Source organism: Prauserella oleivorans, assembly GCF_042685745.1.
Lineage (GTDB): Bacteria > Actinomycetota > Actinomycetes > Mycobacteriales > Pseudonocardiaceae > Prauserella_A > Prauserella_A oleivorans.
Genome location: NZ_JBHUNT010000001.1, coordinates 4158113 through 4182944, shown reverse-complemented (window position 1 = coordinate 4182944; position 24832 = coordinate 4158113). Strand labels below are relative to the sequence as shown.

The window sequence follows — 24832 nt, the reverse complement described above, 5'->3', positions numbered from 1 at the left end:
CGGCACCGGGACTTTCGGCCAATCAGCCGCGCCAGCTTTAGACCGAAAGTGGTGTCGTCGGAAGCACTCTAGCCGCCCGAGTGGGGCAGTGGGGGCGACAAACGGGTATCTATCCCGATCGGGTAGGGACTCGCCGCCTCCGCTGTAGCGCGATAGGGCTAATCCACGCAGAGTTGGTAACAGACCACTGAGTACCGGCGATCACATAAGGTTGCGATGGCCGGAAAGCGCGTGCAGACGGCGTGTGCACGCCACCGCGAACGGTCGCAGGCATCGCGCGGAGGCGGGTCTCGCGGCGCCGCCGGGCCCGGGTCACGACGGGACATCGGGCCGCGCCGCGTGCGGCTGGACCATCGATCGGCTCGGGCGTTCAGGACGTCTGGCGCTGTCCGAACATCGTCACGCCGACCGGCGGCAGCCCGGCGTAGCTCGCCATCAACTGACAGAAGGCCTCACCGTGCGGGCGCAGGTTCGTGGTCGTCGGCGTCCACGACGCCCGCAACTCCAGATCGTCGGTACGCGCGGGCCCGGCGATCTCGCCGAAGCGGGCCGAGGATGTCTCCGTCACCGTGCCGCCGAGCGCGGTGAACTCGGCCTCGGTCGCGTCGAGCGCGTCGGTGAGCCAGGACCAGCCGACCGACGGCAGGAACGGGTCGCTCGCCAGCTCGCGGTCGATGCCCGCTCGCACGTACACGACAAGGCGGAACACGCCGTTCCAGGCTTCCTGGCCGTCCGGGTCGTGCAGCAGCACCAGCCGTCCGGACGCCTCGACGTCGCCCGGGCCCGTCGTCTCGCAGCTGAGGGCGTACGCCCACGGGGCCAGCCGCTGGGGCGCCCGGATCGGCTCCACGGTCACCTCGGGCCGGGGCTGCACGGACTGCAGCGCTGCGACGGCGTCGCGGAACTCCTCCGGCGCCTGCGTCATGGCGGTCACCGCCTGACTCTAAGGCGCGGCCCGGCGACGGACGGCCAGGACGCGCCGACGGATGGCTGCTCGTCCCCTCGTGGCACGATTGAGGTGATGACACTGCCCTCTTCCGCGCCCTCGTCGGTGCCCTCCGTGTTCCCGCAGCCGGTGCGGGCGAATCAGCCGGCCGCGCGACGGGACCTTCCCCAGGCGCCGCTGCTCGTCGCCGCGCGCGGCGGAACGCCGTCCCACGTGCCGGTGTGGTTCATGCGCCAGGCCGGCCGCTCGCTGCCGGAGTACCGCTCGCTCCGCGAGGGCGTGCCGATGCTCCAGGCGTGCTTCGACCCCGGGATGCTCGCCGAGATCACGCTGCAACCGGTCCGCAGGCACGGCGTGGACGCCGCGATCCTTTTCAGCGACATCGTCGTGCCGCTCTACGCCGCGGGCGTGGGCATCGACATCGTGCCGGGCACGGGACCCGTCGTCGCGCACCCCGTCCGCACGCAGGGGGATGTCGCGGCGCTGCCCGAGCTGCACCCCGAGCAGGTCAGGCCCATCACCGACGGCATCGCACTACTGCTCCGTGAGCTCGGCGACACCCCGCTGATCGGCTTCGCCGGCGCTCCGTTCACGCTCGCGTCGTACCTCATCGAGGGCGGACCCAGCCGTAACCACGAGCACACCAAGGCGCTCATGCACGCCGAGCCGGAGCTGTGGCACCGGCTCGCGGACACGCTCGCGGAGCTGACCCTCACGTTCCTGCGCGCCCAGCTCGACGCGGGGGTCGACGCGATCCAGCTGTTCGACTCCTGGGCCGGCGCCCTCTCGCCCCGCGACTACCGCGAGTTCGTGCTGCCGCACTCGGCGAAGGTCCTCGCCGGCGCCGCGGCCTACGGCGTGCCGCGGATCCACTTCGGCGTCGGCACGGGGGAGCTGCTCACCGGGATGCGGGACGCCGGGGCCGACGTCGTCGGCGTCGACTGGCGCGTGCCGCTGGACGAGGCCGTGCGCAGGCTGACCCTGCCGGACGGACCGCCGCCCGTGGTGCAGGGCAACCTCGACCCGGCGCTGTTGATGTCGTCCTGGCCGGTCGTCGAGGAGGAGGTCCGCCGGATCGTGGCCGAGGGCCGCACGGCGGCCGGGCACATCTTCAACCTCGGTCACGGCGTGCTGCCGGAGACCGACCCGACCGTGCTCACCCGGATCGTGGAGCTGGTGCACAGCCTGTGAGAGTCGCTGTCGTCGGTGGAGGGATCTCCGGTCTCACGGCCGCCTACCGGCTGCGCCGCGAACTCGGGCCGGACGCGGCGATCATCGTGTGTGAGGCCAGCGGTGTCCTGGGCGGCAAGCTGCGCACCGTCCCGCTTGCCGGACGGCCGTGTGACGTCGGCGCTGAGGCGTTCCTCGCGCGCCGGCCGGAAGCCGTGGACCTCGTCCGGGAGCTGGGGCTCGGCGACGCGCTGAACCACCCCGCGCCCGTCTCCGCGACCGTCCGTGCGGGCGGCCGGACGCTCCCGCTGCCCAAACGCACCGTGATGGGCGTGCCCGCCGCGGCCGACGCCGTCGCGGGCGTGCTGTCGCCCGACGGCAGCCGGGCGGTGGCCGCCGAGGAGACCCTGCCTGGGCTCACACTGCCCGACGCAGACCTGTCACTCGGAGCATTGCTGCGCGAGCGGTTCGGCGACGAACTCGTCGACCGTCTCGTCGACCCGCTGCTCGGCGGCGTCTACGCGGGGGGAGCGGACGGGCTCGGACTGCGCGCGACCCTGCCCGCACTCGCGGCCGCCGTCGACGCGGGCGCCCGGTCCCTCACGGCCGCGGCCGCCGCGCAGCTGCCCGCCAACCCCAGCACCGCGCCCGTGTTCGGCACGCTCACCGGTGGCCTCGGCGACCTCATCGAGCGCCTGGTGCGGGAGTCGCGGGCGGAGATCCGGCTCGGCGTGCCCGTCCGGGCGATCGGCCGGCGTCCCGGCGGCGGATGGCGGCTCACGCTCGGCGCCGCGGCGGCCGCCCACGCACCCGCCGAGCCCGACCTCGACGCCGATGCCGTGGTGCTCGCCGTTCCCGCGCCCGCCGCGAGCCGTCTCCTCACCGGCCTCGCCCCGGAGGCGGCGGCCGCGTACGGCGAGGTGGAGCTCGCCTCCATGGCCGTGATCGCGCTGGCCCTGCCCGCGGACACCGAGCTGCCCCAGGAGTCCGGCATCCTCATCGGCGAGCGCGAACGCCGGCGCGACGGCAGGCCGTTCGCCGCCAAGGCGTTCACCTTCTCGAGCCGCAAGTGGCCGCACCATGCCGTGCCCGGCGAACCGGTGTTCGTCCGCGGTTCCGTGGGCCGTTTCGGCGACCCGAGGTTCCTGCGCGCCACCGACGACGAGCTGCTGCGCCTGGTGCGCGACGATCTCGCCGAGCTCACCGGGATCACCGCGGAGCCGGTGGACGCCGTCGTGCAGCGCTGGGGCGGGGGACTGCCGCAGTACGGTGTCGGGCACACCGACCGCGTGGCGCGGATCGAGCGTGCGATCGCCGAGCTCCCGGGTCTCGAGATCGCCGGTGCGGCCCTGCACGGTGTGGGCATTCCGGCGTGCATCGCGACCGCCGACGCGGCCGCCCGGCGTGTGGCAGGACTGCGAGTGGTGGGACGATAGGACTATGGCGCGGTTGAACTACCAGGAACTCAACAACACGATCCGCTACACCATGTGGTCGGTGTTCCGGATCGAGCCCGGCCGGCTCCCCGACGACCGCGGCCCGGCCGCGCAGGAGACCACCGACTATCTCGACGCGCTCGAGGGCAAGGGCGTCGTCGTCCGCGGCGTCTACGACGTGTCCGGTCTCCGGGCCGACGCCGACTACATGATCTGGTGGCACTCCGAGGAGGTCGAGCAGGTGCAGGCGGCCTACACGGGCTTCCGCCGCACCACGCCGCTGGGCCGGGCGTCGACGCCGGTGTGGAGCCAGGTCGCCCTCCACCGGCCGGCCGAGTTCAACAAGAGCCACGTCCCGGCCTTCCTCGCGGGCGAGGAAGCGCGCAAGTACGTGTGCGTGTACCCGTTCGTGCGGTCGTACGAGTGGTACCTGCTGCCCGACGACGAGCGCCGGAAGATGCTCGCCGACCACGGCAAGGAAGCCCGCGACTACCCGGACGTGCGCGCCAACACGGTCGCGTCGTTCGCTCTCGGCGACTATGAGTGGATCCTCGCCTTCGAGGCCGACGAGCTGCACCGCATCGTCGACCTCATGCGCCACCTGCGCGGCACCGAGGCACGCAGGCATGTGCGGGAGGAGACGCCGTTCTACACCGGCCCGCGCGTGCAGCCCGGCGAGCTCGTGCTGAATCTGCCCTGACCCGCGGCCGGTCCCGGGCCCGCGTGTGGTGCGCCCGCGCCGCGCGGACCCGGAAGACACCGGGTGGGTCCCGGGCCCGCCGGCTCGGCCACGCCGTGCTCCCGGCGTGGCCGGTGCGATCGGGCCGGGCCGGAGCCGGTCAGTCCTGCGCGGGGACGAGGCGCAGCGCGATCGAGTTGATGCAGTACCGCTGGTCGGTCGGCGTCGGGTAGCCCTCGCCCTCGAAGACGTGGCCCAGGTGGCTGTGGCAGCTCGCGCACAGCACCTCGACGCGGACCATGCCCAGCGAGCGGTCCTCGCGCAGGATCACGGCATCGGAGTCGGCCGGGTCGTAGAACGACGGCCAGCCACAGTGGCTCTCGAACTTCGTGTCACTGCGGAACAGCTCGGCGCCGCAGGCCCGGCACTGGTAGACACCGGTGGTCTTGGTGTCGGTGTACTCGCCGGTGAAGGGTCGTTCGGTCGCTGCCTGGCGCAGCACCGCGTACTCCTCGGGGCTGAGCTCGGCGCGCCATTCCTCGTCGGTCTTGCGGACTCGGGGGGCGTTTCCGGCGACAGGTTCCATACCCTTCAGGCTACCTGCCCAGCCACACCAGGAACGCGCCGATCATGTCCCACGCGGCCACCACCACGCCCAGCAGGAGCAGCACCACGATCAGTACCGCGGTCCACCAGCGCAGGCCGCCCGCACGCGTGCTGCCCTCGGCGAACTCGGCCACCCCGCGCAGCGAGCCCTCGACGGTGAACGTCGGCTCGCAGCGCCGCATCCGGTCGAGATGCTCGGCGAAGGCCTGCGCCTCGGGATCGTCCGGGTCGAGGCCGAGCAGCTCGTCGTCGAACCGCGAGCTGCGGCGGCCACCCTCGTGCTCGGACATACCACCACGGTAAGCCACGCGGGTGGCCGCGCGTCCGCTAACCGGACGTGCCGCCGTCGGGCCGGGTGTCGCCGTCGATCAGAAGGGTGCCGCCGGACTGCACGACCCGGAGCGTCAGCTGCTGCGGCCCGTTGCCGATGTCGATGAAGAGGCGCATGTCGACCGACCCGTCGGGGTTGTTCGCCCCCTTGTACGCCTGAATGTCCCGGTAGCCGACGACCGTGTGGTTCTGCCAGTACTGCGCGAACTTCGCGGGGTCGTTGCCGTAGGCGGCGCGGGCGTTCGGGGTGAGCATGCTCCACGAGCCCTGCGGGTTGCCGTAGAACGCCTCGATGCGGGCACCCGCGGCGCCCCAGTCGCTGACGACGCCGTCGCTGGTGGCGGGCTGTGACGGGGAGGAGGGCGCGCTCGTCGAGCTCGGGCTCGGAGTATTCGGCGAGGACGTCGCCGAACCGTCTGCGCTCGCGCCGGAACCGTCGTCGCCGCTCGAGAGGGCGATGGCCAGCACCGCGGCGATCACGGCCACCGCGGCGCCGATCGCGCCGAACACGAGCGGCTTGCGTCTGTTGCGCGGGCTGTCACCGCCGTTCCCGGGCGGGGGCAGCGGCGTCCCCGCGGTGGTCGGGTGCCGAGGTGGCTCGCTCGGCGACGGCTCGCGCCGCCACGGCGGGGCCACCGGCGCCATGCTCGGAGCCGCGGGGCGCGGTCCGCTGCCGGAATGCAGCATCGGCGGCGAGACGAGCGTGGCACCGAGCGGCTTGCCGTTCGCTTCGGACCGCGCGAGGGAGGCCAGCCGTTCCCGGGCCTCGCTCATCGTGGGCCGTTCGTCCGGCTCGGTGCGCAGCAGGCTCATGAGCAGGGCGGTCGCCGCCCCGGACCGGGTCGGCGGGTTCACCTTGCCGTTGGCCGCCGAGTACAGCAGCGCGAGCTGGTTGGTGTTGTCGCCGTACGGCGGAACGCCCTCGATCGCGTGGTAGAGCGTGGCACCCAGAGAAAAGACGTCGGATGCGGGCGTGGGGTCGGCACCGCGCGCGAGCTCCGGAGCCAGGTACGCCGGCGTGCCGCCGATCAGCCCGGTCTGGGTGAGGGTGAGGTCGCCGCTGGCGCGCGAGATGCCGAAGTCGGTGATCTTGCAGGTGCCGTTGTCGTCGATGAGGATGTTGCCCGGCTTGATGTCGCGGTGCACGATGCCCGCGCGGTGCGCTGCCACCAGGGCCGCGGCCACCTGCTCACCGATGCGCGCGACCTCCGGAACGGGTAGCGTGCCGTGCTCGGCCAGGATCGCCGACAGGCTTCGCGACGGCAGGTACTCCATGACCAGGCACGGATCGCCCGCGTGCTCGGCGATGTCGAAGACGACGATGGCATTGGGGTGCTGGAATCGCGCGGCGTTCTTGGCCTCGCGCATCGCGCGCTGGCGCACATTGGCGCGTTCGGCCTCGGAGAGACCGGGCTGCGTGATGATCTGCTTGACGGCGACCGATCGTTCGAGGCGTTCGTCGACCGCCCGCCATACGATGCCCATGGCACCGCTGCCGATGTGCTCTACGAGGCGATAGTGGCCTGCGACCAACTGACCGGTGTCGATGACGCCTTCTCCTCGGCTGCTTCTCGCGATCATGAAAGGACTCGGCGCGACACCCCGCTCGCGCCCGCGAACGAGTGTAGCGGTCCGTGTTCTGCGGGCCGTGTGAACCGCCGCCGGTGCGTGTTCTCAGTCCACCGTGTCGCGGGCGGTGGCGGGGTTTGCCTGCTGTGGCTCGGCTTTCCTGATCACCCGCACCAGACCCACGGCACCGGCTGCGGCGAAAACCACGTAGCAGGCGGCCAGAGCGGGCGGAGTCGTGCCGGTCAGCGCATCGCCCAGGACGACGACGGCGACGGTTCCCGGGAAGCTGCCCAGGGCGGTCCCGAGCAGGTACGGGCGCAGGGCCAGCGAGGACACGCCACAGCAGTAGCTCAGCGGCGCGAAGGGAATCACCGGGATCAGCCGGAGCGAGGCCACTGCGAGCATTCCGCCGCCGGCGAGCCGCGCGTTGACCGCGCGCACCGGCGCGCGATCCAGGTGCCGCGCCACGACGTCCTGGCCGAGCGCCCGGGCGAGCAGAAAGCCCAGCAGCCCGGAGAGGATGGTCGCCGTGATCGCGATCACCACACCGACGACCTCGCCCAGCAGCAGGCCTGCGGCGAGGTTGAACACCGTGCGTGGCAACGGCGCCACGGTGAACACCGCGTACGCAGCGAGGAACAGCACGACGGCCCAGGGACCGGCGTCCTGGACCCAGGCGCGGACCTCTGCGGGGCTCGGTACCGGAAGGGTCAGCGCCGCCACCACGAACACCACGAGCACGACGAGCCCGATGATCAACTTGGTTCGACGCGCCACCTCTCCACGGTAGAACACACCCCGGCGGCTGCCCCCTGCCGTCCACGGGGTGCGGTCAGCGCAGCTCCACGGTGAACCCGCTGACGAGCGTGGGTGCGATCCGGATGAACTCCTCGGAGCCCGTGGCGGGACGCAGCGGCAGGAGGTCGCGGAGCTCCTCGGCCCAGGCGGGATCGCGAACCCGGTGTGCCTTGCCGGTGACGGAGACGCTCCAGCCGACGTGCTCGCCGGGAGCGAGGCCGCCGGCCTCGAACGCCACGATCTGACCGACGGCCGCACCCAGCTCCGGGCCGCGGTCGCGGATCACGACCTCGCCGCCGTGCAGCACATGCGGGACCGCCCGGATCGCGGGTAACGCCTGCAGCGTGAACGCGATCCGGCCGTAGGGCACGGTGGCCAGGAGGGGCAGTGCGGCGGCTGGGTCCAGCTCCCGCACCCGCCGCGTGACGGTGTCGGTCATCGCTGCAGTATTGGTGCCGCTGCGGGCGCGGCCCTAGAGCAGAAGGTCCTCAGCCCGCCGGGCGGTGTGCGGGGCCGAGATAGCGGAGTTCACCTTCCGTCGTGCGGATGGCGAGGTCACCGGTGCTGAACCAGCCGTCGCCGGTGACCGGCGGTTCCCCGGCCTTGCCGAGCCGCTGTTCCGGCACACCCGGGCCGCGCAACTGCAGCATGCCCTGCTCGCCTGCCGGCATCGGTGTGTTCGAGAGCGGGTCCACCACGCGCACCTCGAGACCGGGCTCGACCGGCAGGCCGCCGCTGTGCCACCGGGCGGGGGTGGCGTGCTCCGATGGCCACAGCGCGGCGGGAGCGAGGACCTCGCCGGGCGCGTAGAACGCGGAAGCGGGCACCCCGAGCTCCTTCTCGGCCCGGCCCGCGGCGTCCGGGGTGGCGGCGTTGGCGACGCCGACCCAGCGGAGGGCGGGAAGGGTGCACGGGTGGTCGTGGCAGGTCTCGGCCAGTCGCGTCGCGGTCTGCTCGTCCGTGGCGAGGTGCGTGGCCTCGAAGCGGGCGAGGTCGCCGAGCAGTGTGGTCTCGTCCAGTGCCGGGTCGAGCAGGCAGGTGCCCTCGCCCGCGACGGCGGCGAGCGCGAACCCCAGGCCCAGCGGGCCGGTGACCGGCTGGGTGCACAGCAGGAGGTCGTTCTCGCGCACTCCGAGCGCCCGGGCGGTCCCGGTGGCGTGCGCGACGAGCACCGATTCCCGGTGCACACCGAGCGCGGGTTCGAACGCGACGGCCGGTTCGTCACCCGTGGTGCGCGGCATCGGCATGCCCGCGGTCGTCGCGCTCGGCAGCCACGCGCCCCCGCCGATGTCCCACGGCGACGGGTCGATCGGAGGCTTGCCGTGCGGACCTGCCACGACGGCCACCGCGGGGATCACGTCGAGGCCCTCCGAGCCGGTGACGACCTCGCGCAGCCGGCCCGCGAGGTCGAGACCACGCGCGTCGTGCGCGGCGGCCACGACGCGGGGCCGGACCTGCTCCACGACACGCGCGACGTCGGCGGCCGGGGTGGCGGCGCCGAGCCCGACGGCGTAGGCGCCGAGGGAGGCGGTGGCGATGTGCCAGACGAGCACGTCCGACCAGTTGGGCAACCAGAGGGCGACACCGTCCCCGCGACCCACGCCCGCGGTCGCCAGATCCGCGCGCAGCTGCAGCGTGCGCCGCCACAGTTCGGAGCGGCTCACGTGCACGGGCTGAGCGGGATCGGCGTCGATCGCGATGATGGCGTGCGGGTCGCGCTTGGTCAGGCCAGCGAGCAACGACAGAAGGTTCACCGCGGGCCAGCGAAACATCCCCCACTCGCCCCGTCAAGTGCCGGGCGGGGAGATCGACATCGCTGCCCAGGTGCCGCTGTGTGGCCGGTCACGCGGGGCAGAGCGTTCCGTCCTCGGGAACCTCGCCGTCGACGAGGAACGCCCGCACGGCCTCGGCCACACACGCCGACCCGAACGCGTGGTGCCCGGCGCCCTGCCACGCCACCCGGACCGCGGACGGCATCCGCTCGGCCGCCCGGATCGTGCCCTGCTCGGGCGTGACCGGATCGGTCGCGGTGCTGATCACCACCATGGGCGGAGTCCCGTCGGCGCCGATCGCGGGCGGGTCGTCGCCGCGGCTCGGCCACGGGTTGCACCACACCAGCTCCTGCGCCACCACGCCCCCGAACAGTGGATGCTTGGTGGCCAGCTCACGGGTGCGCGCGCTGAGCTGGTCGCCGGGCAGCCGGGCCGGGGTGTCGTTGCACCGGGTGGCGATCGTGCCGTCGAGCCGGGCGGCCTGGAGCTGGTCCTCGACGAGGTGCGGCCGGAGGAAGGCCATCAGTCCTTCCGGGTCGCCGGTGCGGGCCGCGGCGATGGCGTCGGCCAGCTCCGGCCAGCGGTGGCGTTCGGAGAGACCGGCGAGGATGCCGCGCAGTGCCGCCGCCCGGGTGATCCGGTAGCCCTCGGCGCTGGTGGCGGGCCTGCGGTCCAGCTGCTCGGCCAGGGCGGACACGGCGCCGCGCGCGTCCGGTCCGAGCGGGCACCCGCGCTGCGCGCAATCCGCACCGAACGCGTCCAGCGTCGCCTCCGCGCCGCCGGCGACGCCGTCGAGCACACTCGCGTGGTCCGTGGACGGGTCCGGCATGCCGTCGAGCACCACCCGGCCCACCCGGCCGGGGTAGCGGGCGCCGTAGATCGCCACCACGCGCGAGCCCTCACCGTGCCCCAGCGCGTTCAGCCGCGACAGCCCGAGCTGCTCCCGCAGCTCGTCGAGATCACCCGCGGTGCGCCAGCTGTCGAAGGCGCCCTGCTCGTCCTCCAGGTTGATCGCGCACTGCTGGCCGGCCGTGCGGGCGGCGTCGAGCAAGGGCCCCACGCCGTCGGCGGGGTCGTGCCCCAGCAGTGTCGTCCGCACGTCGGAGGGAATGCAGCGCACGGCATCGGAGTCGCCGGTGCCGCGCCGGTCCATGCCGACCAGGGAGAACGTCTCGAGCAGCTCCGGCGGCAGCTCGGCGGCGAGCCGCGCGGCGTGCAGCGTGCCCGGCTCGCCGTCGATGTCGTTGACCACCACGAGCGGGATCGGGCCGTCGCCCGCCTTGAGCACGGCGATCCGGGTGAGTCCCCGGGCGGGCAGGCCCGGCGCGTCGAGGGTGGTCGTGAGGCGTGCGCACGAGTAACTCAGACCCGCGCGAGCGGCGCCGTCGCCGAGCCGCTGCCGGGTCTCGTCGCCGCAGTCGGACCACTCGATGCTCGCCCCGCGGGGCTGCTCCAGCCTCGGCAGGGGCACCTCACGCGAGGGGCCGCCGGGCCGGCCGGTGGGCGCGGGGCCGTCGTTCTCCACGACGGCGGGCCGTGTGGAGGGGCCCGCCGTGCACGCGGCGAGCAGCAGGATCGGGACCAACGCGGCGAGGGTCAGGAAGCGGACACGACCACGGCGCGGCAACTGATGCGTCCTCACTGTTCGTCCGGGCTGGCTGGGCGGCCGGCCCACTGTCGCATGCGTTCGGTGTGGGAGACGTTAACGGGTTCGCCGCACCTCGCCGTGGAAGACGGCGTCCAGGTCGTACCGGGCGGGCTCCTCGAGCTGGGCGTAGCCGCACGACGCCGGGTCGCGATCCGGCCGCCACCGCACGAACTGGGCCGTGTGCCGCAACCGCGCCGGGTGGCCGCCCTCGGTGTGCTCGTAGCCGACCTCCACCACCCGTTCCGGCCGCAGCGGCACCCACGGCTGCTCCGTCGACCGCCAGCGGTTGACACCACCGGGCAGTCGCTGGCCCTCGACCACCGCGTCGCCGAGCCACGGGTGCGCTCCCTCGGTGATGAACGGCGACAGCTCGGCGGCCAGTTCGGTGCGCCGCTTCGCCGCGAACGCCCCGACGACGCCGACGTGGTGCAGCACGCCCGCGTCGTCGTACAGGCCCAGCAGCAGCGACCCGACCGACTCGCCCGGCGCGGTGTGGACGTGCCAGCGCAGCCCGGCGACCACGCAGTCGGCCGTGCGGGAGTGCTTGTACTTGAGCATGACGCGCTTGCCCGGTGCGTACGGCGAGGCCAGCGGCTTGCCGACCACACCGTCCAGCCCGGCGCCTTCGAACAGGTCGAACCAGTGCCGCGCGGTGGGCGGGTCGGTGGTGGCCGGAGTGATGCGCAGCCGGCCGTCCGCCAGCACCGTGAGCTCGTCGCGGCGGACGCTGGTCGGCTCCCCGGTGAGGTCGCGGTCGGCGAGCGCGAGCAGGTCGAAAGCGACGAAGCTTGCGGGCGTGCTCTCCGCGAGGGCGCTGATGCGGCTGGCCGCGGGGTGGATCCGCTCGGTGAGCGCGTCGAAGTCGAGCCGTCCGCCGCGCCCGATGACGAGCTCGCCGTCGAGCACCACCCGTTCGGGCAGGGTGTCCGCCAGCTCGGCGAGCACCTCGGGGAAGTACCGGTTGAGCGGCTTGAGCGCACGGGACTGGAGGGTGAGCTCCGGACCGTCGCGGAAGACCAGGCAGCGGAAGCCGTCCCACTTGGGCTCGAAGAGCAGCGTGTCGGAGTCCGGGATGCGGGTGGCCGCCTTGGCGAGCATCGGCTTCACCGGTGGTGCGACGGGCAGGGACATCGGTGCTCTCCGGGGTGCGCGCGGTCTGGTCGTGCTCACCGTACGCGGCGGCGCTCAGCGGAGCCGAGTTCCAGCCGCACGGCGGTCGGCAGGACCGCGACGTCCAGTGCCTCGCGGGCGCGGGCGAGCACCTGGGTGTCGAGCTCGTGCCAGACGTCGCGCAGATCGCTGCCCTCGCGCAGCCACAGTGTGAGCCGCAGGGCCGGGTGTTCGGCGCTGCCGACCGAGCGCACGCGGGCGCGGCTGACGCCGTCGATGGCCTCGGCGTCCGTGCGGACCGCGTCGGCGATGGCCGAGGCCGACACGGTCACCTCCCGGCCGGGCGCGCGGTCGAGCGCGACATCGGGCCGTGGCTCCGGGCGCAGCGACCGCAGGAACCACCACAGCCCCAGCACGAACAGCAGGAGGCCCACGACGATCGCCACGGCCCGGGTGAGCACCGGGTCCTGCCGGCTCAGCCAGTCGAGCGCGATCGGGTCGAGCACGGGCCGCTGGGCCCGGTAGGCACCGAGCCAGCCGAAGCCCACCACCAGTGCCAGCGCGCCGAGCGCGAAGACGACGAGCCCGGTGACAAAGGTGAGCACGCGGTCGGGCCGGTTCGAGCGGGCGGCGGCCTTGGCGGCGACGGATCGGGTCATCGGCGGTCCTTCGGCGAGTCGACGACGACGGACACCTTCGGCGGGGTCACCAGCGGGATGTCGGCCAGCAACGCGCTGACCGACCCGGCGACGCGTGGCCGCACCTCGTGCTCGGCCTCCAGCGTGGACCGCGCCCGCACACGGACCCGGCGTCTGCTCGCGGTCACGGTCGCCCCCGTGATGTTGTCCTGCGCCCGGACGTGGCGGCCGACGAGCCGCGCCAGCGCGCGGGGCGACGTCGTGACGCTGACCTCGGTCGCCGGGTCGTGCAGGCGGATGTCGCGGCGCCGCGCCGCCAGCGCCGCGATCATGAGCACGAGCCCCAGCAGCATCACCAGCGCGGCGGCGAGGCGGACGACGGCCGAGTTCCAGCCGGCCTCCAGCAGGCTCTCGCGCCACGACGGCCACGGCACGAGCAGCGGCGCGTCCTCCGGACGCCACCAGTGCCACGCGACCTCGAGCGCCGGCAGCAGGCCCAGCGCGGCGAGCGCCAGGCCCAGTACCAGCGACAGCAGCCGGACGAAGACGCGCACCGTTCACCCCCTCGCTCAGCGCACGCGTGCGCGGGTCTCGGGCACCAGAGCCGACACGGTGATCTCCAGGGTGCGCACCCGGTAGGACGTGATGTGCTCGACCCGCTCGATCACCGACTCGCGGATGCGCTCGACGGCAGGCCGTACGGGCGCCGGGTAGTGCAGCGCCACATCGAGGCGCAGGTCGACGGCGTTGTCCGCGCCGGCGACCCGCACCGTCGGGCCGCCGTGGCCGACATCGAGGCCGGCGACGCGGCGCGGTGCGCGCGCCGTGACGCCGGTTTCGTCGGCGGCGCGCGCGGCGACCTTGCGTACCACGCCGTGGGAAATCTCGAGCTTCCCGCGCTCGGCGACCTCGCGGTCCGCGTGCCCGGCGGTGGGGAGTTCCCCGCGTTCGGCGATGTCGAGCTCGCCGCGCTTGGCGCCCTCGACCTCCGTGCCGGCGCTCACCGGTCCCGGCCCCGGCCGAAGACATCGGACAGGTCGAGCTCGCCGTCGAGTGCCCGGCCGACCACGAGCCCGATCACCCCGACCGCGAGGGTCACGAGAAACGCGACGAAGCTCTGGTACGCGGCCAGGCCCAGGACGAGTCCGGCCAGCAGTCCGGTCTGGGTCGCATTCATGGCAGTCTCCTTGTTCTCCGGATTGGCTTGTTGTCCGGATTGCCGCGGGTCGGTGCTGGTTCAGCGCACGCGTGGCGGTCTGCGACGACGACGCCACCACGTCCGGAGGCGATCGGCGAGCCCGGCGAGGCCCGCGCGGCGGGTCACGAAAACCACGGGCGCCTCGCCGCGGTCGGGTTCGGCTGTCCGCGCCCGCAGCCGGGCCAGTCCGGCGACGAACGTCGCGGGGTCACCGCCGATGTCGGGATGGTGCCGCCGCGCGAAGGCCCGCACGGCGGCTCGTCGTTCCCGGTCGTCGAACGGTTCCCCGGCCATCACGACTCCTGATCCCCGGCGCCCACGGGGGCGGGGTCGACGGCGTCGGTGACGGTGATGTTGACCGGCACGTCACCGGCGACCCGCCGCACCCGGACGCGCAGGTCGGCGGCCACCTCGGGGAACGGTCCGGGCATCCGGAGCACCACGCCGATGTCGACCGGTTCGCCCGGCCCGAGCACCCGCACTCCCACAACCCGGCGCCCCTTCAGCGGGGTGACCAGCGTGCCGTGCCGGCCGGCGTCGAGGCGCACCACGGCGGGGTGGCCGCGGATCTCGTCGGCGATCGCGTCGGCAAGGCGGTCCGGCGTCATCCGTCACTCCACGCGGGTGGTGGGCTCCTCCTCGGTGCTGTCGTCCTCGGGGAGATGGATGTCGTTGACCGCGATGTTCACCTCGATCACCTCGAGTCCGGTGATCTGCTCGACGGTCGAGATCACGTTGCGCCGTACCGACCGCGCGACGTCGACGATCCGGGCGCCGTAGTCCACGACGATGTCCAGGTCGACGGCCGTCTGCTTCTCACCGACCTCCACCGAGACGCCCTGCGTCGTCGCGGTGCCCGATCCGGGAATGCGTTCGCGGATCGCGCCGAAGGCACGGGACACGCCGCCACCCAAGGCGTACACGCCCGACACCTCGCGCGCGGCGACGCCCGCCACCTTCTGCACCACCGACGAGGCGATGGTGGTCTTACCCGCCGTGCCTTCCTCGTTGAGCGCCGCCGACGATCCGGCACGCGTCGTGGGGGAGGTCTCCGGCGTGGTCGCGCTGCTCTGAGCCATGGTTCGCTCCTTCGCGACGGTCAAGGCCGAACTGTTGTGCTTCTACGATGTCCCGTCGCGCCGCAGTTCGCGCGCCACTACTCCGAATGGGTGACAGTGTCGCGGCGGTAGCGGGCCAGCAGGAAGCCGTCCTCATGCAACAGCGAGGTCAGCCGCATCCGCCGCGCCGCCTCGGCCGCAGGGCCCGCGGCGATCCGGCCGGGCGCCGCACCCGCGAGCAACGGCGCGACGGTGAGGCACAGCTCGTCCACGAGGTCCTCGGCGATCAGCGTGCCGAACAGGTGCGGCCCGCCCTCGCAGTCGATGCGCCGCAGCCCGCGCTCGCCGAGCATCGCCACGGCGGCAGGCAGGTCGACGGTGTGCTCACCCAGCACGACGACCTCGGCTCCCGCGTCGGCCAGCGCCTTGCGCCGCTCGGCCGGCGCCGCCTCGGTGGTGAGGATGATCGGCGGGACGCGGGTGTCGGTGACCACCGGGTCGTACGGGCGGATCGTGCAGCGGCCGGTGACGATCGCGATGGGCGGGGTGTCGGCGAGCCCGTGCCTGCGCCGCCGCTCCATCCGCTCGGGTCCGGGCTTGGCACCCTTGTAGGTCTCCGCGAGGACCGTGCCCGCGCCGACGAGGATCACATCCGCGAGGTCCCGGCCGAGTAGAAACACCCGTTTGTCGGCCGGGCTGGAGAGTCCCTCGGAGCGATCGTCGACCGTCACCGCGCCGTCGGCCGACGACACGAAATTGGCCTGTATCCAGGGACGGTCCAGCTCGGCGGGGAAGTCGTAGAGCTCCTCGAGCTCGGCGTCGGAGAGCGGGCCGGCCGCGTCGGCCGGCGTGGGCCACAGGCGATGCACGACCCACATCCCAGCACGACGAGCACGATCGGGGCCACTCGGGCGCCAGCTAACCTGGGCGCCATGCCTGTCGAGAAGCTGACCGCGCGCCGGCCCGAGATCGGGGCGGACGAGCTCATCACCACCCTCGTCCCGCCGCCGCGGTTCGACGGCGTCCGCTTCTCCACCTACGTCCCGAACCCGGACGAGCCCAGCCAGGCCGCGGCTGTCGAGGCGTGCTCGGCGTTCGCCGAGCGGGTCCGGCAAGCCGGCGCCCAGCGCTCCGGGTGGCGCGCGCTGTTCGGGCGCAAGCAGGCCGACCCCGGCAAGCCCGGCCTCTACCTCGACGGCGGCTTCGGCGTCGGCAAGACCCACCTGCTCGCGTCGATCTGGCATGAGGTGCCCGAGCCCAAGTCGTACGGCACCTTCGTCGAGCTGACCCACGTGGTCGGCGCGCTCGGGTTCGCCGAGGCGGTCCGGCGGCTCTCCGGGCACCGGCTGCTGGCGATCGACGAGTTCGAACTGGACGACCCCGGCGACACGATGCTCGTCAACCGCCTGTTGCGGGAGCTCACCGACGCAGGCGTCTACGTGGCCGCGACGTCCAACACGCTGCCGGACAAGCTCGGCGAGGGCCGCTTCGCGGCCGAGGACTTCCTCCGGGAGATCCAGGCGCTGTCCGCCAAGTTCAGCGTGGTGCGGGTGGACGGCCCCGACTACCGCCATCGCGGCCTGCCCAAGCCGCCCGACCCGCTCACCGACGACGAGCTGGTGGCCTCGGCCGAGGCGCGCCCCGGCGCCACGCTCGACGACTTCGACGCGCTGTGCGACCACCTGGCGAGCCTGCACCCGTCCCGGTACGGGCGGCTGGTCGACGGCGTGTCGGCCGTGCACCTGCGCGGCGTGCGCCCGGCGCCCGACCAGGCGATCGCGCTGCGGCTGGTGGCCTTCGCCGACCGGCTCTACGACCGCGCTATCCCCGTGCTCGTGTCCGGCGGTTCGCCTGCCGAGCTGTTCACACCGGAGATGCTGGCGGGCGGATACCGGAAGAAGTACCTACGTGCCGTCAGCAGGCTCACGGCGCTCGCGCGGGACGCCGCCGAGTCGCCGGCCGTGCCGGGTTAGCGCGCCCAGCCCCGTCGCGACCGCCAGGGTCGCGGCCACCGCGAAGGCCGCGCCGCCGAGCACGTCGGTGAGGTAGTGGTAGCCGAGCCCGATCATGCCCGCCCCCGCTGCCGCGGTGAGCACGATCCCGGCGCCCACGACCACCCGGCGCCACGTCGCGGTGGCCAGCAGCGCGATCACGGCGAGCACCGACACCAGGCTGACCGTGTGCCCGCTCGGGTAGGCGAGATGGTCGTCGTAGTACCGGCCGACCATCGGCTTGAGCACCCACGTGTTCACCGCGACCGCGACCGCCGGCGCGACCACCGCCAGCACGGCTCCGGCCCACCGCCGCCGCCACGCGCACACCAGCATGGTGACGAGGACGGCCGCCAGCACCACGGGCGGCTCGGTCGGCAGGACCAGCGCGGTGAGGACCCCGTGGGCGTCGCCGAGACCGGCCTCGACCGCGTCGGATGCCGCCCGGTCCAGGTTGCCGGGACGCCGCTGGCCCGCGTAGAGGACACCGGGCACCAGCGCGCACAGCGCGGCGACGACGGCCACGGACAGGGCGGGGCGGACGGTCACGTCCAGCAGTGTCCCGCGGGGCCGAGCCGGCGGTCAGCTCCGGGTGACGACCTCGACGAGAGCGTCGAGCCCGCGGTCGAGGTCGGCCTCGCTGATGACCAGCGGCGGCGCGATCCGCAGCGTCGATCCGTGGGTCTCCTTGCACAGCACGCCGCGCGCCTTGAGGGCCTCGGACGCCTCCCGGCCGCTGGGGCCACCCGGCGCGATGTCGACACCCGCCCACAGTCCCCGGCCGCGCACGCCGGCGACCCCGTGCCCTAGGAGCCCGGCGAGCCGCTGGTGCAGGCGCTCACCGAGGGTGGCCGCGCGCTCGGCGAACTCGCCCGTCGACAGCAGCCGGATGACCGCCCGCCCGACCGCGCAGGCCAGCGGGTTGCCGCCGAAGGTGGACCCGTGCTCGCCGGGCTTGAGCACGCCGAGCACGTCGGCGCGGCCGACGACCGCGGACACCGGGACGATGCCGCCGCCGAGCGCCTTGCCGAGCGTGTAGAGGTCCGCGCGCACGCCCTCGTGGTCCAGCGCGAGGACCGGTCCCGTGCGGCAGAGGCCGGACTGGATCTCGTCGGCGATGAGCAGAGCACCCGCCTCGTCGCACAGCCGGCGCGCCTCGGCGAGGTATCCCTGCGGGGGCACGATGACGCCCGCCTCCCCCTGGATCGGCTCCACGAGCACGGCCGCCGTCCGGTCGGTGATCGCCGCGGCGAGCGCGGCCGCGTCGCCGTAGGGCACCACGTCGAAACCCGGGGTGAACGGACCGAAGTCGGCGCGCGCGGTCTCATCGGTGGAGAACGAGACGATGGTCGTGGTGCGGCCGTGGAAGTTCGACGCGGCGACGACGATCCGGCTCTCGCCGTCGGGAATGCCCTTGACGCGGTAGGCCCACTTGCGCGCGATCTTGATCGCGGACTCGACGGCTTCGGCGCCCGAGTTCATCGGCAGCACCATCTCGGTACCGGTGAGCTGGGCCAGTTCCGCGCAGAATCGGCCCAGCTGATCGTGGTGGAACGCGCGCGACGTCAGGGTCACCCGGTCGAGCTGCTCCTTCGCCGCCGCGACGAGCTGGGGATGCCGGTGGCCGAAGTTCAGTGCCGAGTAGCCGGAGAGGAAATCGAGATAGCGGTTGCCCTCGACATCGGTGACCCAGGCCCCCTCGGCCTCGGCGATCACCACCGGCAGCGGGTGGTAGTTGTGCGTGCTCCACCGCTCGTCGAGCGCGATGTAGTCGGCGGAGGTGGCGGTCGTGGTGCCGTCGGCGAACGTCGTCATGCGTTCAGGTTAGGCCGGGTTGCTCGGCGAGATCAGCCGGAATCCGTTGCTTGGACGCGATGATCGTTGCGTGGTTCGCGGGTTCGGAAAACGATTCGTTTCGCTCGGTGTGGTGTTGGCGCGGGGGCGGGGCGGTCTGCCAGAGTGAGGCCTCGTGACAGACGAGCTCTCCTTCCTGCGCAAGCAAGCCCGCACGCAGCGATTCACTCTCGGTGCACCGAAGGAATTCCGCGCCGCGCCCGACGGTTCGCGGCTGCTGTTCCTGCGCGCCGAGTCGGGCTACGACCGCCGCAACAGCCTGTGGCAGCTCGACCTCGCCTCGGGGGAGGAGGCCAAGCTCGTCGACGCCGCGGAGCTGCTGCCGGGCGAGGAGGAGATCCCGCCCGAGGAACGCGCCCGCCGGGAGCGGGCCCGCGAGACCTCCGGCGGCGTGGTCGGCTACGCCGTCGACGAGGCGTTCACGGTGGCGGCCTTCTCGCTGTCCGGCAAGCTCCACACCGTCGATCTGCGCAGCGGCGAGATCCGCACGCTCGTGGACGGCGCCGTCGTCGACCCGCGACCGAACCCGCCGGGCACGCACGTGGCCTACGTCAGCGAGCGCCGGCTCCGGGTGGTGGAGCTGGCGACCGGCGAGGACCGCGTGCTCGTCGACGAACCGGGCGACGACATCGCCTGGGGGCTGGCGGAGTTCATCGCCGCCGAGGAAATGCGCCGGGTGCGCGGCTACTGGTGGTCGCCCGACGGGCAGAGCCTGCTGGTGGAGCGTAGCGACCGGTCGGCCGTGCCGCGCTGGAGCATCGCCGACCCCGCCAGCCCGGACGTGCCCGTGAACACGGTCGCCTATCCCGCGGCGGGCACCACGAACGTCAGCGTCTCGCTGTCGTTCCTCGGTCTCGACGGCAGCCGCGTCGACGTGCAGGCGGGCGACTGGGAATACCTCGTCGCCGTGCACTGGTCCGGCGGTGGCGCGCCCCTGATCGCCGTGCAACCGCGGGACCAGAAACGCCTCGAGGTCTACGCCGTCGACCCCGGGGACGGCTCGACCACCCTCGTGCACGCCGAGAGCGACCCGCACTGGGTGGAGATCGTGACCGGCGTGCCCGCGTGGACCCCGGACGGCAGGCTCGTGCACGTCAGCGCCGCCGATGGCAGCTACCGGCTGCTGATCGACGGCAAGCCGGTCACCGGGCCGGAGCTGCAGGTGCGGTCGGTGCTGCACGTCGGTGACGAGGTGCTGTTCAGTGCGTCGGAACAGGACCCGACGCAGATCCACGTCTACCGCACGGAGAACGGCGCCGCCCGTCGGCTGTCCACAATGGACGGTGTGCACGTCGGCGCGGGGACGGCGGAGCTCACCGTGCTCTCGTCGTGGAGTCTGGAGCACAGCGGGCCGCGCGTCTCGGTGCTGTCCGGCGGGACCCGGATCGCCGAGGTCGCCTCGGCCACGGTCGACCCCGGACTCGAGCTCAACCTGCGCTGGCTGGAGCTGGGGGAGCGGCGGCTGCGGGCGGCGCTGCTGCTGCCCACCGGCCACACCCCGGGCAGTGGCAAGCTGCCGGTGCTGCTCGACCCGTACGGGGGCCCGCACGCCCAGCGGGTGCTGCACAGCCGCAACGCGTTCCTCACGTCCCAATGGTTCGCCGACCAGGGGTTCGCGGTGCTCGTCGTCGACGGCCGCGGGTCGCCCGGGCGCGGTCCGGCGTGGGAGAAGGAGATGGCGGGCGACCTCGCCGACGTCGCGCTCGCCGACCAGGTCGACGCCCTCCACGCCGCGGCGGAGCAGATCGGCGACCTCGACCTCGACCGGGTCGCCATCCGTGGCTGGTCGTTCGGCGGCTACCTCGCCGCGGCGGCGGTGCTGCGGCGGCCGGACGTGTTCAAGGCCGCGGTCGCGGGCGCCCCGGTGACCGACTGGGCGCTCTACGACACGCACTACACCGAGCGCTACCTCGGCCACCCCGATGAGCAGCCGGAGACCTACGAACGCAACTCGCTGCTCGCCGACGCGAAGAACCTGAGTCGGTCGCTGCTCATCGTGCACGGCCTGGCCGATGACAACGTGTTCGTCGCCCACGCGCTGCGGCTGTCGTCGGCGCTGCTGGCGGCGGGCCGGCAGCACACCTTCCTGCCGCTGGCGGGCGCCACCCACATGACGCCGCAGGCGGAGGAGGTCGCGGAGAACCTGATGCTGCTGCAGGTCGAGTGGATCAGGAAGGAACTGGCGTGAGTCGCTGGGGCCTCACATTGCCCGTGACCGGGGTTCCGCTGCCCGCGCACCGGGAGCTGGTGACCCGGCTGCCGGACCTCGGCTACACCGACGTCTGGTCCGCCGAGGCCAGCGGCACCGACGCGTTCACCCCGCTCGCGCTGGTCTCGCAGTGGGCGCCGCGGCTGCGGCTCGGCACGGCGATCGTGCCGGTGTACACGCGCGGGCCGGGCCTGATCGCGATGAGCGCGGCGAGCCTCGCGGAGTGCGCGCCCGGCCGGTTCGTGCTCGGCATCGGCACGTCCTCGCCGGTGATCGTGGAGAATTGGAACGCGGGCGAGTTCAGCGAACCCTACGGGCGCACGCGGGACACCCTGCGGTTCCTGCGCAGCGCGCTGACGGGGGAGAAGGTCAGCGAGGAATACCCGACGTTCACGGTGCGCGGGTTCCGTCTGGAGCGCGCACCGGAACCGGCGCCGCCGATCATGCTCGCCGCCCTGCGGCCGGGGATGCTGCGGCTCGCGGGGAGGGAGGCCGACGGCGCCATCACCAACTGGCTCGCGCCCGCCGACGTCCCGACGGTGCGCGCCGAGCTCGGGCAGGAGGCCGAGCTGGTGGCCCGGATCTTCGTCTGCCCCACCGAGGACGCCGACGCCGCCCGCGCTCTCGGCCGGAAGCTCATCAGCAGCTACCTGACCGTTCCGGTGTACCGGGCGTTCCACGAGTGGCTCGGCCGGGGCGAGCTGCTCGCCCCGATGCACGAAGCGTGGGCGGCAGGCGAGCGCAAGAAGGCCAATGCCGTCATCCCGGACGAGGTGGTGGACGACCTCATCGTGCATGGGAGCCCGCAGGCCTGCCGGGAGCGGATCGAGTCCTATGTGCACAACGGCGTCACCACGCCGGTGATCATGCTGCTGCCGACGGGCGACGACCCGCTCGAGCAGGTGCACGCGCTGGCGCCGGGGTAGGAGACGCCCGCGGTGCCGTCAGCCCCACAGGGCCGTGCCGAGGACCAGTCCGGCGCCGGCGGCACCGAACCCGGCGAGCACGGTGAGCACGACGTTGGCGACCGCGTGCAGATGAGCCTTGCCTGCGAACAGCCGCACGGTGTCGTAGCCGAACGTCGAGAACGTGGTCATCGACCCGCACAGGCCCGCGCCCGCGAGCGCGCGCACGGTCTCAGTGCTCGCCGGATCGCCCGCCACGAACACCCACGCCGTCACCAGCCCCAGCAAGCCGGAGCCGGTGATGTTCACGGTGAGTGTGCCCCACGGGAACGCGGAGGCGTGGCTGCGCTGGACGCGGTGGTCGACCAGGTACCGCAGCACCGCGCCGCCCGCGCCGCCGAGCAGCACCAGCGCGACGGTCACGACACCCTCCGCGCAGCGCTGCGCCGCAGCGCCGCGTGGGTGACGCCCATGCCCACGGCCACCGCGACGAGCGAGGCGACCACCGACCCGACGGCGTAGACCACCGCGATGCCCGCGTGACCGAGACGGGCCGCCTCGACGGCGTCGAGCACGTAGGTGGAGAACGTGGTGAATCCACCGAGCACGCCCACGCCGAGGAACGGCCGCAGCAGCCGTGGTGGGTCGGTCGTGCGGGCCAGCGCCGTCATCAGGGCCCCGAGCGCCAGGCAGCCCAGCACGTTGCCGAGCAGCGTCGCGACGGCCAGGCCACCGGGCGGATGCGGCAACGCGAGGCCGAGCCCGTACCGGGCTAGACTGCCCAGCGCGCCGCCCATGGCGACCGCGAGCAGCACGTCCCAACGGTGTGTGTCGGCCATGCGCTCCATGATTGCCGACCCGGTACGCCGGGTAGACCCCGGCCATGGGACGGAGCGTTGCGCATCACCTCATCGCGGATCACCTCGTGAGCGGCACGATGACGCCGGGTGAGGAGATCGGCCTGCGGATCGACCAGACCCTCACCCAGGACGCCACCGGCACACTGGTGATGCAGGAGCTCGAGGCGCTCGGGCTGGAGCGCGCGCAGACCGAGGCCAGCGTCCAGTACGTCGACCACAATCTGCTGCAGGCCGACGAGAAGAACGCCGAGGATCACGCGTTCCTGCGCTCGGCGTGCCGCCGGTTCGGGCTGTGGTTCTCCAAGCCGGGCAACGGCGTATCCCATCCCACGCACATGCAGCGGTTCGGCAAGCCGGGCACGAGCATGGTCGGGTCCGACTCGCACACGTGCGCGGCGGGCTCGCTGGGGATGCTCGCGATGGGGGTCGGCGGGCTCGAAGCCGCGATGGCCATCTCAGGCGAGCCGGTCTACCTGCGCATGCCGCGGATCTGGGGCGTGCGGCTGACCGGGGAGCTGCCGCCCTGGGTGTCGGCCAAGGACGTGGTCCTGGAGATGTTGCGCCGGCACGGCGTCAAGGGCGGGCTGAACCGCATCGTCGAGTACCACGGCCCGGGTGTGGCGACGCTGTCCGCGATGGACCGGCACGTGATCGCGAACATGGGCGCCGAACTCGGCGCCACCACCACGGTGTTCCCCGCCGACGATGCCGTGCGCGCGTTCCTGCGTGCGGAGGACCGCGAGGACGACTTCACCGAGATCCTGCCCGATCCCGATGCCTCCTACGACGACACCGACGAGATCGATCTGTCCACTCTGGAGCCGTTGATCGCGCGACCGTCCTCTCCGGACAACGTGGTGCCGGTGCGCGAGGTGGCGGGTACCGAGGTGGGCCAGGTCGTCATCGGATCGTCGGCCAACCCGGGGCTCCGCGACTACGCCATCGCCGCCCACATGGTGCGCGGCAGGCAGACCAACGACGCGGTGAGTTTCGACGTCAACCCTTCGTCGCGGGAGATCTTCGCCGACCTGACCAAGCGCGGCGACACGCTGGACCTCATCTCCGCGGGCGCCCGGATCCACCAGGCCGGGTGCATGGGCTGCATCGGCATGGGGCAGGCGCCCGCCGTCGGGCACAACTCGCTGCGGACGTTCCCGCGCAACTTCCCCGGCCGGTCCGGAACGAAGGAGGACCGCGTGTGGCTGTGCTCGCCCGAGACGGCCGCCGCGGCCGCGCTCACGGGTGTGATCACGGATCCGCGCGACCTCGCCGAGAAGGTCGACCTGGAGTGGCCGGACCTCCGGCTCCCGGAGCGCGCCTCGGTGAACACGGACATGCTCGTGCCGCCGCTGCCGCCCGAGGAGGCGCGCCACGAGAAGCTGGTGAAGGGACCCAACGTCTCGTCCCTGCCCGACTTCCCGTCGCTGCCCGACAGCATCACCGCGCCGGTGCTGCTCAAGGTGGGCGACAACGTGTCCACCGACGAGATCTCACCCGCGGGCGCACGGGCCCTGCCGTACCGCTCCAACGTGCCGAAGCTCGCGGAGTTCACGTTCACTCAGATCGACGAGACCTACCCGGAGCGCGCCCAGCAGGCAGGGGAAGACGGTCACATCGTCGTCGGCGGCGACAACTACGGGCAGGGTTCGTCACGCGAGCACGCGGCCATCGCGCCACGTCACCTCGGGCTGAAGGCGGTGCTGGCGAAGTCGTTCGCTCGTATCCACTGGCAGAACCTCGCCAACTTCGGGATCCTCGCGCTGGAGTTCCGCGAGCCGGCCGACTACGACCGGATCGACCAGGGCGACACGCTGGCCCTGCACCACCTGCGCGAGCAACTCCCGGGCGGCCCGGACCTCGGCATCCGCAACGAGACGAAGGGCGAGGACTATGCCGTGTTCCACCGGCTCTCCGAACGCCAGGTGGACGCGGTCCTGGCCGGCGGCCGGATCCCGCTGCTCGCCCGCGCGGGAGCCGGCTGACCAGCGTGAACGCGGGGACGGGACCTGCCTGCAGCGCGCGTAGGGGGAGGCGGTAAGCTCTGTGCATCGCCTT

Annotated in this window: 28 protein-coding genes; 7 read left to right on the top strand and 21 right to left on the bottom strand. The window is 73.0% G+C overall.

What is annotated here, in order from left to right; all coding sequences use genetic code 11:
• Nucleotides 1-370: 370 nt before the first annotated feature.
• The gene (locus ACFSZT_RS20505; RefSeq protein WP_377385502.1) at nt 371-934 is read right to left on the bottom strand and encodes a DUF3000 domain-containing protein; all 564 of its coding nucleotides are present in this window, start codon (nt 932-934) and stop codon (nt 371-373) included.
• A gap of 87 nt (nt 935-1021) precedes the next feature.
• Between ACFSZT_RS20505 and hemE the strand changes: the two genes are divergently transcribed.
• Genes hemE through hemQ form a run of 3 tightly spaced genes read left to right on the top strand, consistent with a single transcriptional unit; the run spans nt 1022 to nt 4252 of the window.
• The gene (gene hemE / locus ACFSZT_RS20500) at nt 1022-2137 is read left to right on the top strand and encodes a uroporphyrinogen decarboxylase (protein ID WP_377385499.1); all 1116 of its coding nucleotides are present in this window, start codon (nt 1022-1024) and stop codon (nt 2135-2137) included.
• Entirely contained in the window at nt 2134-3552 is a 1419-nt protein-coding gene (hemG, locus tag ACFSZT_RS20495; RefSeq protein WP_377385496.1) for a protoporphyrinogen oxidase, read from the top strand. The genes hemE and hemG overlap by 4 nt, the downstream gene beginning before the upstream one ends.
• Nucleotides 3553-3556: 4 nt before the next feature.
• Nucleotides 3557-4252, top strand: a complete 696-nt coding sequence (hemQ, locus tag ACFSZT_RS20490; RefSeq protein ID WP_377385493.1) for a hydrogen peroxide-dependent heme synthase — start codon at nt 3557-3559, stop codon at nt 4250-4252.
• Nucleotides 4253-4391: 139 nt separating this feature from the next.
• On the opposite strand, the gene msrB is transcribed toward hemQ, so the two are convergent.
• The 16 genes from msrB to ACFSZT_RS20410 form a co-directional block, all read right to left on the bottom strand.
• Nucleotides 4392-4817, bottom strand: a complete 426-nt coding sequence (gene msrB, locus ACFSZT_RS20485) for a peptide-methionine (R)-S-oxide reductase MsrB (RefSeq protein WP_377385490.1) — start codon at nt 4815-4817, stop codon at nt 4392-4394.
• A 10-nt stretch (nt 4818-4827) separates the two neighbouring features.
• Nucleotides 4828-5127 carry a hypothetical protein gene (locus ACFSZT_RS20480; protein ID WP_377385487.1) on the bottom strand — a complete coding sequence of 100 codons (300 nt, stop codon included), beginning with the start codon at nt 5125-5127 and terminating at the stop codon, nt 4828-4830.
• A gap of 37 nt (nt 5128-5164) precedes the next feature.
• Complete coding sequence (locus ACFSZT_RS20475; protein ID WP_377386839.1) at nt 5165-6652, bottom strand: serine/threonine-protein kinase; 1488 nt, start codon at nt 6650-6652, stop codon at nt 5165-5167.
• 189 nt (nt 6653-6841) lie between these two features.
• Nucleotides 6842-7513: a TVP38/TMEM64 family protein gene (locus ACFSZT_RS20470; RefSeq protein WP_377385484.1), complete on the bottom strand. Its 672-nt coding sequence runs from the start codon at nt 7511-7513 to the stop codon at nt 6842-6844.
• Nucleotides 7514-7568: 55 nt separating this feature from the next.
• Nucleotides 7569-7973: a pyridoxamine 5'-phosphate oxidase family protein gene (locus ACFSZT_RS20465; RefSeq protein ID WP_377385481.1), complete on the bottom strand. Its 405-nt coding sequence runs from the start codon at nt 7971-7973 to the stop codon at nt 7569-7571.
• A 49-nt stretch (nt 7974-8022) separates the two neighbouring features.
• Nucleotides 8023-9288: an AMP-binding protein gene (locus ACFSZT_RS20460; protein WP_377385478.1), complete on the bottom strand. Its 1266-nt coding sequence runs from the start codon at nt 9286-9288 to the stop codon at nt 8023-8025.
• Between the two features lie 88 nt (nt 9289-9376).
• On the bottom strand, nt 9377-10933 hold the full coding sequence (locus ACFSZT_RS20455) for an alpha/beta hydrolase (RefSeq protein ID WP_377478317.1): 1557 nt from the start codon (nt 10931-10933) through the stop codon (nt 9377-9379).
• Between the two features lie 75 nt (nt 10934-11008).
• A complete protein-coding gene (locus ACFSZT_RS20450; protein ID WP_377385472.1) occupies nt 11009-12085 on the bottom strand; it encodes an ATP-dependent DNA ligase in 1077 nt (358 codons plus the stop codon).
• 35 nt (nt 12086-12120) lie between these two features.
• The gene (gene amaP / locus ACFSZT_RS20445; protein WP_377385469.1) at nt 12121-12723 is read right to left on the bottom strand and encodes an alkaline shock response membrane anchor protein AmaP; all 603 of its coding nucleotides are present in this window, start codon (nt 12721-12723) and stop codon (nt 12121-12123) included.
• Nucleotides 12720-13256, bottom strand: a complete 537-nt coding sequence (locus tag ACFSZT_RS20440) for a DUF6286 domain-containing protein (protein ID WP_377385466.1) — start codon at nt 13254-13256, stop codon at nt 12720-12722. Before ACFSZT_RS20440 ends, amaP begins: the two co-directional genes overlap by 4 nt.
• 15 nt (nt 13257-13271) lie before the next feature.
• Complete coding sequence (locus ACFSZT_RS20435; protein WP_377385463.1) at nt 13272-13706, bottom strand: Asp23/Gls24 family envelope stress response protein; 435 nt, start codon at nt 13704-13706, stop codon at nt 13272-13274.
• The gene (locus ACFSZT_RS20430) at nt 13703-13879 is read right to left on the bottom strand and encodes a hypothetical protein (protein ID WP_377385460.1); all 177 of its coding nucleotides are present in this window, start codon (nt 13877-13879) and stop codon (nt 13703-13705) included. Before ACFSZT_RS20430 ends, ACFSZT_RS20435 begins: the two co-directional genes overlap by 4 nt.
• Before the next feature lie 60 nt (nt 13880-13939).
• Nucleotides 13940-14194, bottom strand: a complete 255-nt coding sequence (locus ACFSZT_RS20425; RefSeq protein ID WP_377385457.1) for a hypothetical protein — start codon at nt 14192-14194, stop codon at nt 13940-13942.
• On the bottom strand, nt 14194-14508 hold the full coding sequence (locus ACFSZT_RS20420) for a hypothetical protein (RefSeq protein ID WP_377385455.1): 315 nt from the start codon (nt 14506-14508) through the stop codon (nt 14194-14196). The genes ACFSZT_RS20425 and ACFSZT_RS20420 overlap by 1 nt, the downstream gene beginning before the upstream one ends.
• Nucleotides 14509-14511: 3 nt before the next feature.
• On the bottom strand, nt 14512-14979 hold the full coding sequence (locus ACFSZT_RS20415; protein ID WP_377385452.1) for an Asp23/Gls24 family envelope stress response protein: 468 nt from the start codon (nt 14977-14979) through the stop codon (nt 14512-14514).
• Nucleotides 14980-15056: 77 nt separating this feature from the next.
• A complete protein-coding gene (locus tag ACFSZT_RS20410; protein ID WP_377385449.1) occupies nt 15057-15836 on the bottom strand; it encodes a pyrimidine reductase family protein in 780 nt (259 codons plus the stop codon).
• Nucleotides 15837-15890: 54 nt separating this feature from the next.
• Here ACFSZT_RS20410 and zapE point away from each other — a divergent pair, with 54 nt between their 5' ends.
• Complete coding sequence (gene zapE, locus ACFSZT_RS20405; RefSeq protein ID WP_377385445.1) at nt 15891-16931, top strand: cell division protein ZapE; 1041 nt, start codon at nt 15891-15893, stop codon at nt 16929-16931.
• Here the strand turns inward: zapE and ACFSZT_RS20400 are convergent.
• A complete protein-coding gene (locus tag ACFSZT_RS20400; protein WP_377385440.1) occupies nt 16863-17498 on the bottom strand; it encodes a phosphatase PAP2 family protein in 636 nt (211 codons plus the stop codon). The two genes, zapE and ACFSZT_RS20400, sit on opposite strands and share 69 nt — an antisense overlap.
• A 33-nt stretch (nt 17499-17531) precedes the next feature.
• Nucleotides 17532-18764, bottom strand: a complete 1233-nt coding sequence (rocD, locus tag ACFSZT_RS20395) for an ornithine--oxo-acid transaminase (protein WP_377385437.1) — start codon at nt 18762-18764, stop codon at nt 17532-17534.
• A gap of 154 nt (nt 18765-18918) precedes the next feature.
• On the opposite strand from rocD, the gene ACFSZT_RS20390 reads away from it, so the two are divergent.
• Both ACFSZT_RS20390 and ACFSZT_RS20385 read left to right on the top strand, forming a co-directional pair.
• The gene (locus ACFSZT_RS20390) at nt 18919-20991 is read left to right on the top strand and encodes a S9 family peptidase (protein ID WP_377385434.1); all 2073 of its coding nucleotides are present in this window, start codon (nt 18919-18921) and stop codon (nt 20989-20991) included.
• Nucleotides 20988-21938: an LLM class F420-dependent oxidoreductase gene (locus ACFSZT_RS20385; RefSeq protein ID WP_377385431.1), complete on the top strand. Its 951-nt coding sequence runs from the start codon at nt 20988-20990 to the stop codon at nt 21936-21938. Before ACFSZT_RS20390 ends, ACFSZT_RS20385 begins: the two co-directional genes overlap by 4 nt.
• Before the next feature lie 18 nt (nt 21939-21956).
• Here ACFSZT_RS20385 and crcB read toward each other — a convergent pair whose 3' ends face one another.
• Together crcB and ACFSZT_RS20375 are read right to left on the bottom strand one after the other, a co-directional pair.
• Nucleotides 21957-22340, bottom strand: a complete 384-nt coding sequence (gene crcB, locus ACFSZT_RS20380; protein WP_377385429.1) for a fluoride efflux transporter CrcB — start codon at nt 22338-22340, stop codon at nt 21957-21959.
• Complete coding sequence (locus ACFSZT_RS20375) at nt 22337-22756, bottom strand: fluoride efflux transporter FluC (protein ID WP_377385426.1); 420 nt, start codon at nt 22754-22756, stop codon at nt 22337-22339. The genes crcB and ACFSZT_RS20375 overlap by 4 nt, the downstream gene beginning before the upstream one ends.
• Nucleotides 22757-22800: 44 nt before the next feature.
• Between ACFSZT_RS20375 and ACFSZT_RS20370 the strand changes: the two genes are divergently transcribed.
• Nucleotides 22801-24759 carry an aconitate hydratase gene (locus tag ACFSZT_RS20370; protein ID WP_377385423.1) on the top strand — a complete coding sequence of 653 codons (1959 nt, stop codon included), beginning with the start codon at nt 22801-22803 and terminating at the stop codon, nt 24757-24759.
• Nucleotides 24760-24832: the final 73 nt, after the last annotated feature.